Source organism: Streptomyces sp. NPDC058092, from assembly GCF_042884935.1.
Classification (GTDB): Bacteria; Actinomycetota; Actinomycetes; order Streptomycetales; family Streptomycetaceae; genus Streptomyces.
On the sequence record NZ_JBHVSY010000022.1, the window covers coordinates 1 to 13,218 of the forward strand.

11 protein-coding genes are annotated in these 13,218 nt (G+C 70.2%); 9 read left to right on the forward strand and 2 right to left on the reverse strand.

Features of this window, described 5'->3' with window-relative positions; translation table 11 throughout:
- From ACFVV1_RS29685 to ACFVV1_RS29725, 9 genes are all read left to right on the forward strand, one after another.
- Positions 1-1,713: peptidase C14 (locus tag ACFVV1_RS29685; RefSeq protein ID WP_389995382.1), on the forward strand; the 1,713-nt coding region annotated here is incomplete at its 5' end.
- A 234-nt stretch (positions 1,714-1,947) separates the two neighbouring features.
- On the forward strand, positions 1,948-3,204 hold the full coding sequence (locus tag ACFVV1_RS29690) for a Gfo/Idh/MocA family protein (RefSeq protein ID WP_389995385.1): 1,257 nt from the start codon (positions 1,948-1,950) through the stop codon (positions 3,202-3,204).
- Between the two features lie 47 nt (positions 3,205-3,251).
- Positions 3,252-4,508, forward strand: coding sequence for an extracellular solute-binding protein (locus ACFVV1_RS29695; RefSeq protein WP_389995388.1), 1,257 nt, complete (start codon positions 3,252-3,254; stop codon positions 4,506-4,508).
- Between the two features lie 105 nt (positions 4,509-4,613).
- A complete protein-coding gene (locus ACFVV1_RS29700) occupies positions 4,614-5,522 on the forward strand; it encodes a carbohydrate ABC transporter permease (protein WP_389995391.1) in 909 nt (302 codons plus the stop codon).
- Between the two features lie 2 nt (positions 5,523-5,524).
- Entirely contained in the window at positions 5,525-6,472 is a 948-nt protein-coding gene (locus tag ACFVV1_RS29705) for a carbohydrate ABC transporter permease (protein WP_389995394.1), read from the forward strand.
- A 6-nt stretch (positions 6,473-6,478) separates the two neighbouring features.
- Positions 6,479-7,507, forward strand: coding sequence for an NAD-dependent epimerase/dehydratase family protein (locus tag ACFVV1_RS29710; RefSeq protein WP_389995397.1), 1,029 nt, complete (start codon positions 6,479-6,481; stop codon positions 7,505-7,507).
- A gap of 8 nt (positions 7,508-7,515) precedes the next feature.
- Positions 7,516-8,583, forward strand: a complete 1,068-nt coding sequence (locus ACFVV1_RS29715) for a dihydrodipicolinate synthase family protein (protein WP_389995400.1) — start codon at positions 7,516-7,518, stop codon at positions 8,581-8,583.
- Positions 8,567-9,589 carry a hydroxyacid dehydrogenase gene (locus ACFVV1_RS29720; RefSeq protein ID WP_389995403.1) on the forward strand — a complete coding sequence of 341 codons (1,023 nt, stop codon included), beginning with the start codon at positions 8,567-8,569 and terminating at the stop codon, positions 9,587-9,589. The genes ACFVV1_RS29715 and ACFVV1_RS29720 overlap by 17 nt, the downstream gene beginning before the upstream one ends.
- Positions 9,590-9,802: 213 nt before the next feature.
- A complete protein-coding gene (locus tag ACFVV1_RS29725) occupies positions 9,803-10,651 on the forward strand; it encodes a fumarylacetoacetate hydrolase family protein (protein ID WP_389995406.1) in 849 nt (282 codons plus the stop codon).
- A 13-nt stretch (positions 10,652-10,664) separates the two neighbouring features.
- Here ACFVV1_RS29725 and ACFVV1_RS29730 read toward each other — a convergent pair whose 3' ends face one another.
- Positions 10,665-12,371, reverse strand: a complete 1,707-nt coding sequence (locus ACFVV1_RS29730; protein WP_389995408.1) for a flavin monoamine oxidase family protein — start codon at positions 12,369-12,371, stop codon at positions 10,665-10,667.
- 46 nt (positions 12,372-12,417) lie between these two features.
- Positions 12,418-13,215 (reverse strand): carbon-nitrogen hydrolase family protein, encoded by a 798-nt coding sequence (locus ACFVV1_RS29735; protein WP_389995411.1) that lies wholly within the window; start codon positions 13,213-13,215, stop codon positions 12,418-12,420.
- Between the last annotated feature and the right edge of the window lie 3 nt (positions 13,216-13,218).

Consider the following 13,218-nt stretch of genomic DNA (forward strand, 5'->3'; position numbering starts at 1 on the left):
ATTCACCGCATCGAAGCCCACACCGACCTCCTCTTCACCAAACGCCACCTCTTCAACCGCTCGAACATCGAACTCGACTTCGGCGGCCACCGCATACGCACCGAAGGCATCGAGAAGAACACCCACGACAACCCCTTCGGCGCCGTCCTCTCCTTCCGCGGCACCGTCACCGACACCACCGTCGAACACGCGCTGAGCGCGGCGATGCCGGATCTCTCGGATCTCTTCGAGGTCGGCGACTCGGCGAAGTTCTCCGTCGGCCAGTGGTGGGCCGTGGAGATCAACGCCCTGTCGGGGAAGTACGAGAAGGAGATCCAGCGTCTCGTCCAGGTCACCGATGTCGTCGACGCGACGCACATCCGGGTCAACTACCAGATCGGCTGGGACCTGGCCGCCGGCCGCACCCTCACCTGGACCCGCGTCGAGCCCGTCGACCGCGCCCATGTCCGCAACCTCGTCTTCGAGGGCTGGGGCGAGGACGAGATGACCGGCTCGCACCCGGTCGCGTACGAGTACGCGGTGCGCTGCGACGTCTCCGGGATCGAGGCCATCGGCACCTTCTGGCCGGTGGTAATGCGCCGCTGGTGCACGTACTACCGCACCGAGCAGTGCTCGCTGACCAACCCCAAGTCCGTCACGTACGGCGGCGCGGGCTATCTCACCCAGCAGATCTACTGCCTGTACGGGCACGTCGAGGACTGTCACACCTCCAACGCCCGTCATCTCAACGACTTCACGGCCTCCGCCTACTGCTACGTCACCAACTGCCACGGCGACGGTGACGACGAGGGCCCGTTCGTGACGCACGGACAGTTCGAGCACGACCTCGTCTACACCGGCAACTCCGGCCTGATGACGTTCGCCAACTCCGGTGCCGCCTGGGGCGGCAGGGCCAAGCGGATCACTGTTCGCAGGCACGCCTGCTCCTGGTTCGTGGCCCGCGTCAAGATCACCGATCTGACGCTGGAGGACGTCCTGGTCATCGGCAAGAAGTCCCTGGCCGGCTCCGGCATGCTCTGGGTCAACGCCGACGGGGTGCAGATGCGCGGCTGTACGGCCACCGGTCCGCTGATCGTCTCCCGGGCCTCGGACCTGTCCGCCCGCCCCAATGTGATCGCCGACTCCTCGTTCGCCTTCGCGGCGGGCGCGGAGATAACCCAGGCCAATGTGACCGTCCCCCTCACCCTCCAGCGCAACACGCTGAAGGGCGTCGACGGCGCGGTCTTCAACGGCACCGGGCCGCTCGTCATCGACCAGTGCACGCTGACCGGCTCCAAGGACACCGCCCCGGTCTCGCTCGCACACGCCGACGTCACCGTCCTCGGCGGCGAACTCCGCGACACCGGACTGAAGCTGACCTCGGCGAAGGACCAGCGGCTGCGCATCGACGGCACACGTCTGTCCGGCACCAACAAGGACGGCGCCCTGCTCGCCCGTACCGGCTCCGCACGGACCGTCGACTGGCAGCTCACCGGCCTCGACTCGACCGCGCCCAAGGGCACCGCCCATGTGCTGGTCGCCGAGGGCCCCAACCGCTACCGGGCCACCGGCTCCACCTTCACCGGCGGCCGGCTCGAACTGCGGCCCGCGGCGTTCGGCGGCACCGCCAGCCATCTGCTGCACACCGGCTGCGTCGAGGACGGCACCGAGCGCACCGCGCTGCCGGACGAGGGCGACCGCGTCGCCCACACCGCCGCCACGCTGCGCTTCTGACCACCTTGGGACCTCTCGTTCGGATCATGCCGGGCTCGCGGGGTCCGGCACGCACGCTCGCGGCGTTGTCGTCGGTCGTCATGGCTCCTTCCCCAAGCTCTCGGCTCCGCTCGGGCAGGGGAGGCCCCATCTGACTGCCTCCTCCGCCTTGCGATCGCACGCACCAGACCCCGCTCTCCGATCCGGCCTGATCCGAACGAAAGGCCCCAACCCATCGAGCACCAGGGATTCCCCGTGTCCACGCATACCCCGATCACCGGCCGGCCCGTACGGGTCGCGCTCGTCGGCGCCGGCAACCGCGGTCTGACGTACGCCGAGTGGATCAAGGCGCACCCCGAGCGCGCCGAACTCGTCGCCGTCGCCGATCCGCGCCCCGCGGCGCGGGCCGCCGCCGGTGCGCCCGTCGAGTTCGACGACTGGCGTCCGCTCGTCGACAACCGCATCGCCGACGCCGTCGTCGTCGCCACCCAGGACCGTTTCCACGTGGAGCCGGTGCTGGCCCTGGCCGAGGCCGGATACGCGATCCTCGCCGAGAAGCCCCTCGCCCCGACCGAGGACGAGACCCGGCGGATCGTCGAGGGTGTGGAGCGGGCCGGAGTCCTCTTCGCGGTGTGCCACGTCATGCGGTACACCCGGTACACCGACCTGGTGAAGGAGGTCGTGGACTCCGGCGTGCTCGGTCAGCTGGTCTCCCTCGATCATCTGGAGCCGGTCGGCTGGTGGCACTACGCCCACAGTTATGTGCGCGGGCCGTGGCGCAGCGAGAAGGACTCCTCCCCGATGCTGCTCGCCAAGTCCTGCCACGACCTGGACTGGATCACGTACGTCTTGGGCGGCCGGATCGAACAGGTCACGAGCTTCGGCGGGCTGAAGCACTTCCGGCCGGAGAACGCCCCGGCCGGGTCGGCCGACCGCTGCCTCGACTGTGCGGCCGAGTCCGGCTGCCCGTACAGCGCGCTGAAGCTGTACATGCCGACGCTGCGCGAGAAGGGTGCGGTCTGGCCGGTCACCCATGTCACGGAGGCGACCGACGAGGCCGGGCTGGTGCAGGCGCTGCGCGAGGGGCCGTACGGGGTCTGCGCGTACCGCAGCGACAACGACGTGGTCGACCACCAGGTCCTCGCGATGCAGCTGACGGACGGGGTGACCGCGACCTTCCAGATGGTGGCGTTCACCGAGCAGACGCACCGGCAGACCCGGATCTTCGGCTCGCACGGCTGGCTCATCGGTGACGGTGAGCGGGTCACCGTGCAGGACTTCCGGACCGGTGAGTCCACCGTCCATGAACTCGGCGCGTCCGGTTCGAACGCGGCCGACGGGCACGGCGGCGGGGACGCCGCGCTCGTCGAGGCGTTCGTCACCGCCGTCGCCACCGGCGACGCCGGGGCCGTCCGCTCCGGTCCCGCCACCTCGCTCGGCAGTCATCTCGCGGCGTTCGCCGCCGAACGTGCCCGGCACACCGGCACCGTGCAGACGGTCCCGGCCCAGTGACACCCCCCTTTCCCGGCCCCACCCTCACGTCCTCGGAGGACCACCTCATGTCCCGTCTTCTCACCCGCCGTTCCAGAGTCCGTGCCGTCGCCGCGCCCGTCCTGGCCACCGCGCTCGCCGCCGGTGTGCTGGCCGGCTGTTCCGGCAGCGGCAGCGACGACAACACCGTGACCATGTGGACCTACCCGGTCATCTTCGACGAGGCCAAGAACAAGGCGTACTGGGACGGTCTCATCAAGGCGTTCGAGAAGGAGCACTCGGGCGTCAAGGTGAAGGTGGAGACCTTCCCGTGGGCCAACCGCGACACCGCGCTGGCCACCGCGATCGCCTCCGGCAAGGGTCCCGACGCGGTCTACCTGATCCCGGACCAGCTGCCGAAGTACGCCAAGAGCACCATCCCGGCCGACGACTACATGCCCGCGGACGCCACGTCGGACTACACGGACTTCGCGCTGAAGTCCGTCACGGTCGACGGCAAGGCCCTCGCCACCCCGATCCTGACCAGCGCCAACCCGCTGATCTGCGACAAGCGGGTGTTCGCCGCGATCGGTGAGAAGAGCTACCCGACGAGCTGGGCGGACCTTCAGGCGCTGGCCCCGAAGCTGAAGAAGAAGGGCTACCACGCCACCACCTACTACGGCGACACCCAGCAGACGCTCAACATGACCTTCTACCCGCTGCTGTGGCAGGCCGGCGGCGACGTCTTCTCCGAGGACGGCAAGAACGTCACCTTCAACGACGCGGCCGGCGTCAAGGCCCTGACGTACCTGAAGACTCTCGTCGACGGCGGCTACACCGACAAGGACCTGGTCACCACCACGCCCAAGCTGGAGCAGACCCCGACCGCCAAGGGCAAGATCGCCTGCACCTGGCAGAACACCCCGGCCGACGTCGAGCCGTTCTGGGGCAAGGAGAACATCGTCGTCCAGCCGCCGCTGAAGGACGTCAAGTCGGTCGGCTACGGCACCGTGGGCGCCCTGTCGATGCTGAAGGGCGCCGACAAGAAGAACACCGGCGACTGGCTGAACTTCGTCGCCGAGTCGAAGAACGCGGCCGGTCTGCAGAAGGCCGCGGGCTACTTCCCGGCCCGCAAGTCCGGTGGCGACCTGTACCCGGGCGACGCGCTGCAGACGGCCGTCGGCGCGACGCTGCCGAGCATGACCGTGGGCCCGCTCCAGGACAAGGCCCGTGAGGTCCAGGGCGTGCTCGCACCGGAGATCCAGGCGGCGCTGCTGGGCAAGAAGAGCCCGCAGGAGGCGTTGAACGCCGCGCAGAAGGCCGCGCAGGCGATGCTCGGCCGCTGATCACGTGCGGGGCCGGGGTCCGGCCGCACCCGGACCCCGGCCCCGCACCCCTGGGGGGATTCCCCCCGACCTCCCGCAATTCCCCCGTACCGCAAGGAGATCCCCGTGGCAGTCGTCGCGGAACCCACCCGCCGCCGGGGCCGTCGCAGCGGGCCGCAGGCGCGCCGCGAAGCCCGGATCGGCCTGCTCTTCGTCCTTCCGTGTTTCCTGCTCTTCCTGGCCTTCCGGTTCGGCCCGGGTCTCGCCGGTGTGCTGATGAGCTTCACCGACTACTCCCTGACCGGCGGCGGCAGCTTCGTCGGACTGGACAACTTCACCCGCCTGTGGGACGACCCGCTGTTCTGGCAGGCGCTGAAGGTCACGGTCCTCTACACCGTGCTCGCCGTGCCGGGCACGCTCATCGCGTCGGTGTCCCTGGCGCTGATCACCCGCCGCGCGTTCCGCGGCGCGAAGTTCTTCCGCTCGGTGTTCTTCCTGCCGGTCGTCACCTCGCTGGTGCTGGCCGCGACCGTCTTCGTCTGGATCTTCTCGACCGGCGGCCCGTGGTCCACGCTGATGGGCTGGTTCGGCATGTCCGAGGGCTCCTGGCTCTCGGACGACGTGCTGGTGCTGCCGGCGCTCGCGATCGTCGGCGTGTGGTCCCGCTTCGGGTACGGGATGCTCATCCTGCTGGCCCGGATGCAGGACATCCCGCGGGAGCTGGAGGAGGCGGCGCTCACCGACGGCGCGGGCCCCTGGCAGCGGTTCCGGTACATCGTGCTGCCGCAGCTCAAGCCGGCCCTGTTCTTCCTCGCGGTGATCGAGACGACGGCCTCGTTCCAGGTCTTCGACGCCGTCTACACGATGACCGGCGGCGGCCCCGCAAACGCCAGTTACACGCTCGTCTTCCAGCTCTACGACGCGGGCTTCAAGTACTTCGACCTGGGTTACGCCTCCGCCATCGGTGTCGCGCTCTTCGTGCTGACCGTGGTCGTCGCCATGATCCAGCGGCTCGTGATCGGGAAGGACCAGTGACCATGACCGCAGCACCCGTAGAGACCGAGACCCCTGCGGCGAGCAAGGCTTCCGCGGCGCCCGACCGGGCCGCGCGCCGGGCCGAACGCAAGCTGCGCAAGCTCTCGGAGCAGGACACCGTGCCGCACGGCATGCGCGCCACCCCGGCCGGCCGGATCGCGCGCGCCGCGCTGCTGACGGTGGCCGCGATCGTGACGATCTTCCCGTTCTACGCGATGGTCGTGCTCTCGCTGAAGCCGTCCGCGGCGGTCGAGTTCCCCGGCAGTCTGCTGCCGTGGCCGCTGACCGGCGAGGCGTACGGCACCGTCATGAACTCCCAGGACGTGCCGCGCTGGCTGGTCAACACCCTGCTCTACTCGGTCGTCTCGGTCGTCGGCGTGCTGCTGCTCGCCTCGCTCGCCGGGTACGCCTTCGCCAAGAAGCGCTTCCCGGGCCGGGAGACGATGTTCTGGTCGTTCCTGTCGATGGTGATGGTCCCGTACCACGTCACGATGATCCCGACGTTCGCGATGATCGCGAAGCTGGGCGGCGTGGACACGTACTGGGGTCTGATCGTGCCGACCCTGGCCAACGCCCAGGCGGTTTTCCTGATGCGCCAGTTCATCCAGGGGCTGCCGGACGAACTCTTCGAGGCGGCCCGGCTCGACGGCTGCAACGAGTGGCAGATCTTCTACCGGATCGTGCTGCCGCTGCTGAAGCCGATCCTCGCCACGCTCGGCGTCTTCGTCTTCCTGTGGCACTGGAACGACTTCCTGTGGCCGCTGGTCATCGGCCAGTCCACCGACATGCGCACCCTCACTGTCGGCATCGCCTCGCTCCAGCAGCAGAACGTGCCGCTCAATGTGGTGCTCTCCGGCTCCGTCATCGCGTTCGTGCCCATCTTCGCCGCGTACATGGTGGGCCAGCGCTACTTCACCGAGGGCGTCACCGCGTCCGGAATCAAGGGATAGCAACGAATGTTCACCGATGAGGCCGCTCTCGAAGAGCGGCTCGCCACCCCCTCCCCCGCGCTCGTCGCCGACCTCGGCCGGCTCGAAGGCGATCTGCTGGTGCTCGGCGCGGGCGGCAAGATGGGCCCCAGCCTGTGCCGGCTGGCCCGCCGGGCGCTGGACGCCGCGGGCCGTACGGATGTGACCGTGTACGCGGTCTCCCGCTGGTCCGACAGGTCCGCAGCCGACGAGCTGGAGACCGCCGGGGTCTCCACCGTCGCCTTCGACCTGATGGACCCGGCCGCCGATCCGGCCGAACTGCCGGACGCCGGGAACGTGATCTTCATGGTCGGCGCCAAGTTCGGTTCCGCCGGGGCGCCTTCGCACGCCTGGGCCGTGAACGCCGCGCTGCCGGACCGGGTGGCGCGCCGCTGGCCGGATTCGCGGATCGCCGCGTTCTCCACCGGCAATGTGTACCCGCTGGTGCCGGTCTCCTCCGGCGGCTGCACCGAGTCCGACCCGGTCGGCCCGGTCGGCGAGTACGCCATGTCGTGCCTGGGCCGGGAGCGGATCTTCGGCCACGCGGCGCTGACCCGTGGCACCAGGGTCGCCAACATCCGCCTCAACTACGCGGTCGACCTGCGCTACGGCGTCCTCGCCGACATCGCCTACCGCGTACAGGCGGGCGAGCCCGTCGATGTGACGACCGGTCATGCCAATGTGGTGTGGCAGGGGTACGCCAACGAGGTCGCCCTGCGCTCGCTGCTGCACGCCACCGACGGCGAGGCGTTCACCCTCAACCTCACCGGCCCGGAGACCGCCTCGGTGCGCCGCATCGCCCAGTGGTTCGGCGAGGAGTTCGGCAAGGAGCCCGTCTTCGAGGGCGAGGAGGCGCCGACCGCGCTGCTCTCCGACGCGAGCCGCTGCCATGCTCTCTTCGGGTACCCGGATGTCGCTCTGCGCACCCTCGTCGAGTGGCAGGCCGACTGGCTGCGCCGCGGGCTGCCGCTGTCCGGCAAGCCCACCAGGTTCCAGGTCCGTGACGGAAGGTTCTGATCCACCCCATGTCCACTCCCTCCCTCCCGTCCGCCCCCGCCCGGTCCGGCGCGCTGGACGCACTCGCCCACGGTGCCGTGATCCCCGCGCACCCGCTGGCCCTGCACGCCGACGGCTCCTTCGACGAGCGCCGGCAGCGTGCGCTGACCCGCTACTACCTCGCCTCGGGCGCGGGCGGGGTCGCCGTCGCCGTACACACCACCCAGTTCGAGATCCGTGAGCCGGAGGTCGGACTGTTCCGGCCGGTTCTGGAGCTCGCCGCCGAGACGATCGACGCCGAGGCCGGCCGCCCGTTCATCAAGGTCGCCGGGGCCTGCGGATACACGGCGCAGGCCGTCGCCGAGGCCGAGACCGCCGCCGGGCTCGGCTACGACGCGGTGCTGCTCAGCCCGGCCGTGCCCGGTGCGGACGAGAAGGGTCTGCTGGAACGGGCCCGGGCGGTCGGCGAGGTGCTGCCGGTGATCGGCTTCTATCTCCAGGAGGCCGTCGGCGGACGGTACTTGTCGCCGGGCTTCTGGTCCGCGTTCACCGATCTGCCGAACACGGTCGCGGTGAAGATCGCCCCGTTCGACCGGTACCGCACCGCCGATGTCGTACGGGCGGTGGCCGCCGCGGACCGCGCCGACGAGGTGGCGCTGTACACGGGCAACGACGACGACATCATCGGTGATCTGCTCACCCCGTACGAGACGGCGGGCGGCACACCGCGCTGGTTCGCGGGCGGCCTCCTCGGCCAGTGGGCCGTGTGGACGAGCTCCGCGGTGACCCTCCTCGACGACGTCCGCAAGGCGCGCGGCGGGGACCACCAGGCGATGGTGCGCTGCCTGGCGCGCCGCTCCGAGCTGACCGATGCCAACAGCGCGGTCTTCGATGTGCGCGGCGCGTTCCGCGGCTGCATCGCCGGGGTGCACGAAGTGCTGCACCGCCAGGGACTGCTGGCGAACATCCGGTGCCTGGACCCGGCCGAGACGCTCTCCCCCGGACAGGCGCAGGAGATCAGCCGGGTGGCCGCGGCCTACCCTTGGCTGACCGATGACGCCTTCGTTGCGGAGCACCTCGATGCCTGGCTGTCCTGATCCTGCCGACCGTTCCCGGGTGGTCGTCGCCGTACCGCCGCGCCTGCGGGCCCAGTTCTTCACCGCCGAGGTGTGGCGGGAGCTGGAGCGGGCGGCGGAGCTGACGGTCCTGGACGACCACCGCGACCGGGCGGCGGTGACGGCGGCGCTGCCCGGGGCCCGGGCGCTGATCACCTCCTGGGGCGCGCCCAGGGTGGACGCCGGACTCCTCGCCTCGGCCGACCGGTTGGAGCTGGTGGCGCACACCGGTTCGGCGGTCGCCCCCTATGTCACCGAGGAGGTGTTCCGGCGGGGCATCCTGGTGACCCAGGCCGGGGACGAGATGGCCCGCCCGGTCGCCGAGGTGGCGCTCGCGTTCACGCTCTCGCTGCTCCACCGCATCCAGCGCTTCGACCACGCGCTGCGCGGCGGGCTGGAGTGGGCGGCGGCGAGCGAGGCCCCGCCGCGCCACGAGATCCACGGCAGCGACATCGGCGTGATCGGCGCCTCCCGCACCGGGCGCGCCTACATCGCCCTGGTCCGGGCGATGGGGGCGCGGGTGAGTGTCACCGACCCGTACCTCTCCGATGCGGACGCCGAGGCGCTCGGCGTGCAGTCCGTACCGCTTCGGACGCTGCTGTCGCACAGCAGGATCGTCGCCGTGCACGCGCCGGTCACCGAGGAGACCCGTCGGATGATCGGCGCCGAGCAGCTGGCGCTGATGCCGGACGGGGCGGGCCTGGTGAACACCGCCAGGTCATGGCTGGTCGACGAGGGCGCGCTCCTCGCCGAGGTGTCGTCGGGCCGGCTGGACGCGGCGATCGATGTCTTCGACGCCGAGCCGCTGCCCGCCGGCCACCCGTTCCGCTCCCTGCCGAACGTGCTGCTCACCCCGCACCAGGCGGCGGGCAGCGTCGAATGCCGGCAGCGGCTCGGCATGAGCGCCGTCAACGAGGTGCTGCGGCTGCTCGTAGGACGCCCCCCGGTCCACGCCGTCACCGCCGACGCCCTCACCCGTCTGCACTAAGACCGACCGGCAAATGGGGGGTGGGAGAAGGAGCGGGGTTGGGTGCGTGCAGCTGCAAGGCGGAGGATTGAGGCATGGCGGAGCCATGGTGATTGACGACAACGCGGCAGATGTGCGTGCCCAGCCCCGCGACGCCGCCCTCCATTTGCCGGTCGGTCTAAGACCGGAACGGCCGCACCCCCAACCCCTTCACCTGTCAGGAGAGTTCCCCTCATGCGACTGATGCGCATCGGCGAACCGGGCCATGAGCGCCCCATTGCCATCTGCCCCGAAGGCCGGCACCACGACCTGTCCGGCATCACCGCCGACATAGACGGCGCGTTCCTCGCCGCGCTCGCCGACAATCCGCGCCTGATCCCCGCCGAGCCGGCGCTCCCCGCAATCGACATCACGGGTCAGCGGGTCGGCGCCCCGGTGGCCCGGCCCTCCGCGCTGCTCTGCATCGGCCAGAACTACGCGGCCCACGCGGCGGAATCGGGCAGCGAGCCGCCCGAGCAGCCGATCCTCTTCTACAAGTCGCCGAACACGATCGTCGGCCCGTACGACGACGTGCTGATCCCGCGCGGCTCGAAGAAGACCGACTGGGAGGTGGAACTGGCCGTCGTCATCGGCCGCCGCGCCTCCTACCTGGACTCCCCCGCCGACGCCGCCGCGCACATCGCGGGCTACGCCGTCAGCAACGACGTCTCCGAGCGCGCCTTCCAGCTGGAGGAGTCGGGCGGTCAGTGGTCCAAGGGCAAGAGCTGTGCCACGTTCAACCCGTTGGGCCCGGTGCTGGTGACGGCCGACGAGGTCGGTGACCCGCAGCAGTTGCGGCTGCGCAGCTACGTCAACGGGGAACCGCGGCAGGACTCCAGCACCGCGGACATGATCTTCAGCGTGGCGCATCTGGTGCACCATCTGTCGCAGTACCTGGTGCTGGAGCCCGGCGACGTCATCAACACCGGTACTCCGCAGGGTGTGGCGTTGTCCGGCCGCTTCCCCTACCTGGGTCCGGACGATGTGATGGAGGTCGAGATCTCGGGCCTGGGCCGGCAGCGCAGCGTCTGCCGACCCGCGTAGCACCGAACCGGTCTCAGTCCTCCGGGAGTTCGACCGGGGCGATGTCGTCGAAGACATCGCCGGGGCCGGGGTTCGTCGCATCAGTCGCGCCGCCGCACTGGGTCATCACGCCCCAGACGGCGTTGAGCGCGGTCTGTACGGCGCCCTCGGCCCATCCGGCCGTCCAGGAGATGTCGTCGCCCGCGAGGAACAGCCCCCGCCGGTCGGCGGGCAGCCGGTCCTGCATGAAGTGGGTGAACAACCGCCGCTGGTAGCGGTAGTGGCCCGGCAGGTTGGCCTTGAACGCCCCCATGAAATAGGGCTCGTTCTCCCACGAGACCGTCACCGGGTTGCCGATGATGTGCTTCCTGATGTCGACGCCCGGATAGATCTCGCCGAGCGACTTGAGCATGACGTCCATGCGCTCGTTCGGGGAGAGCGGCAGCCACTTCAGGCTGTCGTCGCACCAGGTGTACGAGAGGCAGATGACGGCGGGGCGGTCGGGGCCGTCGTCCAGGAGATACGTCCCCCGGGTCATCCGGTCGGTGAGCGTCATCGACATGACGTCCCGCCCGGTCGGCACCCCCCTGCCGTCGACGGCCTTGTCCAGCCAGAACGGCCGGTCGACGGGGACGAACAGCTTCGACGACTCCATGTAGTGGGTGCGCTCCATCGCCGTCCAGTGGTCGATCGGGAAGAGCGCGTCGTCGCAGTCGATCTTCGAAAGCAGCAGCCAGGACTGCCCGGTGAAGATGGCGGCCGGGTAGGTGCGGATGTCGCCGGTGGCGTCGGTGACGGTGATCCGGTTTCCGGCGGTGCGGTGCAGCCGGGTCACGGCGGGGCGCGGTTCGCCTCCGTGCAGCGAGGACAGCGACGTGCCGAGCGGCCAATGGACGATCTTCCGCGGTTCGCGGTCCCAGAGCCGCAGCGGGAGCTGCTGGCTGCCGCCGACGATGGACCGGTGGTGGTCGTCCGCCTCGGTGTAGACGACGCGCAGGATCTCCAGGATGGAGTTGGGGAAGTCGGTGTCCCAGCCGCCGGTGCCGAAGCCGACCTGGCCGAAGATCTCCCGGTGGCGGAACGACTTGAACGCGTCGGAGTCGCAGAGGAATCCGTAGAAGGTCTGGTTGTCGAGCTTGTGGACGAGCTCCGCCCAGATCTCCCGGATGCGCGGCACATCGCGTTCGCGCATCGCCCGGTTCATGTCGGAGAAGTCCGCGCCCTCCTCCAGACACCGGTTCCAGGCGTCCATCACCTCGCGGTAGACCTGCGGCAGATCGTCGACGGTCCGCGCGTAGTGCGAGGCGCCCTTGAGGTCGACGACGGTCGACGGGGTGGCCGGGGAGAGCGGGTTGGGGAACGGCTTCGTCTCCAGACCGACCAGATCGATGTAGTGCTGGAGCGCGGTGGAGGACGGCGGGAAACGCATCGCGCCCATCTCGGCGGTGAGTTCGGGACCGCAGCCGTCGAATCCGACGGTACGCAGCCGGCCGCCGATCTCGTCCGCTTCGTAGACGACGGGCCTGAGCCCCATCTTCATCAGCTCGTACGCGGCGACGATGCCGGAGAGCCCGCCCCCGATGACGGCGACCTCGGTGCCGTGCCCGGTCGCCGGTATCTGCCCGATGCCCGCGGGGTGCGCCAGGAAGTCGTCGTACGCGTAGGGGAAGTCCGGCCCGAACATGGTGATCGGCTCGGTGGCGTCGGTGTGCTGGACGGCGTTGGGCACCGTGGACGTCATGGGGTACGGACTCCTTGCGCAAAAGGACGGAACGGGGGCGACGGGCTCAGACGAGGGAGCCGTACAGACCGGGGCGGCGGTCGCGCAGATACGGGTTGGCGGCGCGCGAAGCGCTCAGGAACGCGGGGTCGACCTCACCGATGACGAGCTCCTCACCACGTCCGGCGCGGGCGCGGACGGTGCCGTCGGGACCGGCCAGGCAGCTCAGCCCGGCGAACTCGAACTCGCCTTCCGGGCCGGTCCTGTTGACGTACGCCACGTACAGCTGGCTCTCGAAGGCGCGCACCGGCACGACGGACTCGGCGACGAACTGGAAGGGGTGCATCACCGCGGTGGGCACCAGCAGCAGACCGGTGCCCGCGAGGGCGTGCGCACGGACGTTCTCCGGGAACTCGACGTCGTAGCAGATCATGATCCCGATCCGGACGCCGTCGAGTTCGGCCTGGACGACGGGCTGCTCGCCCGGGGTGAACCACTCCTGCTCGAAGCAGCCGAAGAGGTGGGTCTTGCGGTAGTTGGCGAGCGCCGCGCCGTCCGGCCCGATGAGCTGTGCGGCGTTGAAGATATCCTCGCCCGCGCGCTCCGGGTAGCCGTAGAGGACCGCGAGCCCGGAGCGTGCGGCGATCTCGGCGACCGCCCGGGCGGAAGGACCGTCGGCCGGCTCGGCCAGCCGGGGGACATCGGCCCCGATCGCGTACCCGGTCAGGAACAGCTCGGGGCAGACCAGCAGCCGGGCCCCGGCGTCCGCCGCCCGCTGCGCCGCTCCGTCGAGCACCTTGATGTTCTCGTCCACGTGCCCGGGTCGTCCGGAGCTCTGGAGCAGGGCGGTGCGCAACGGCGGCATGGC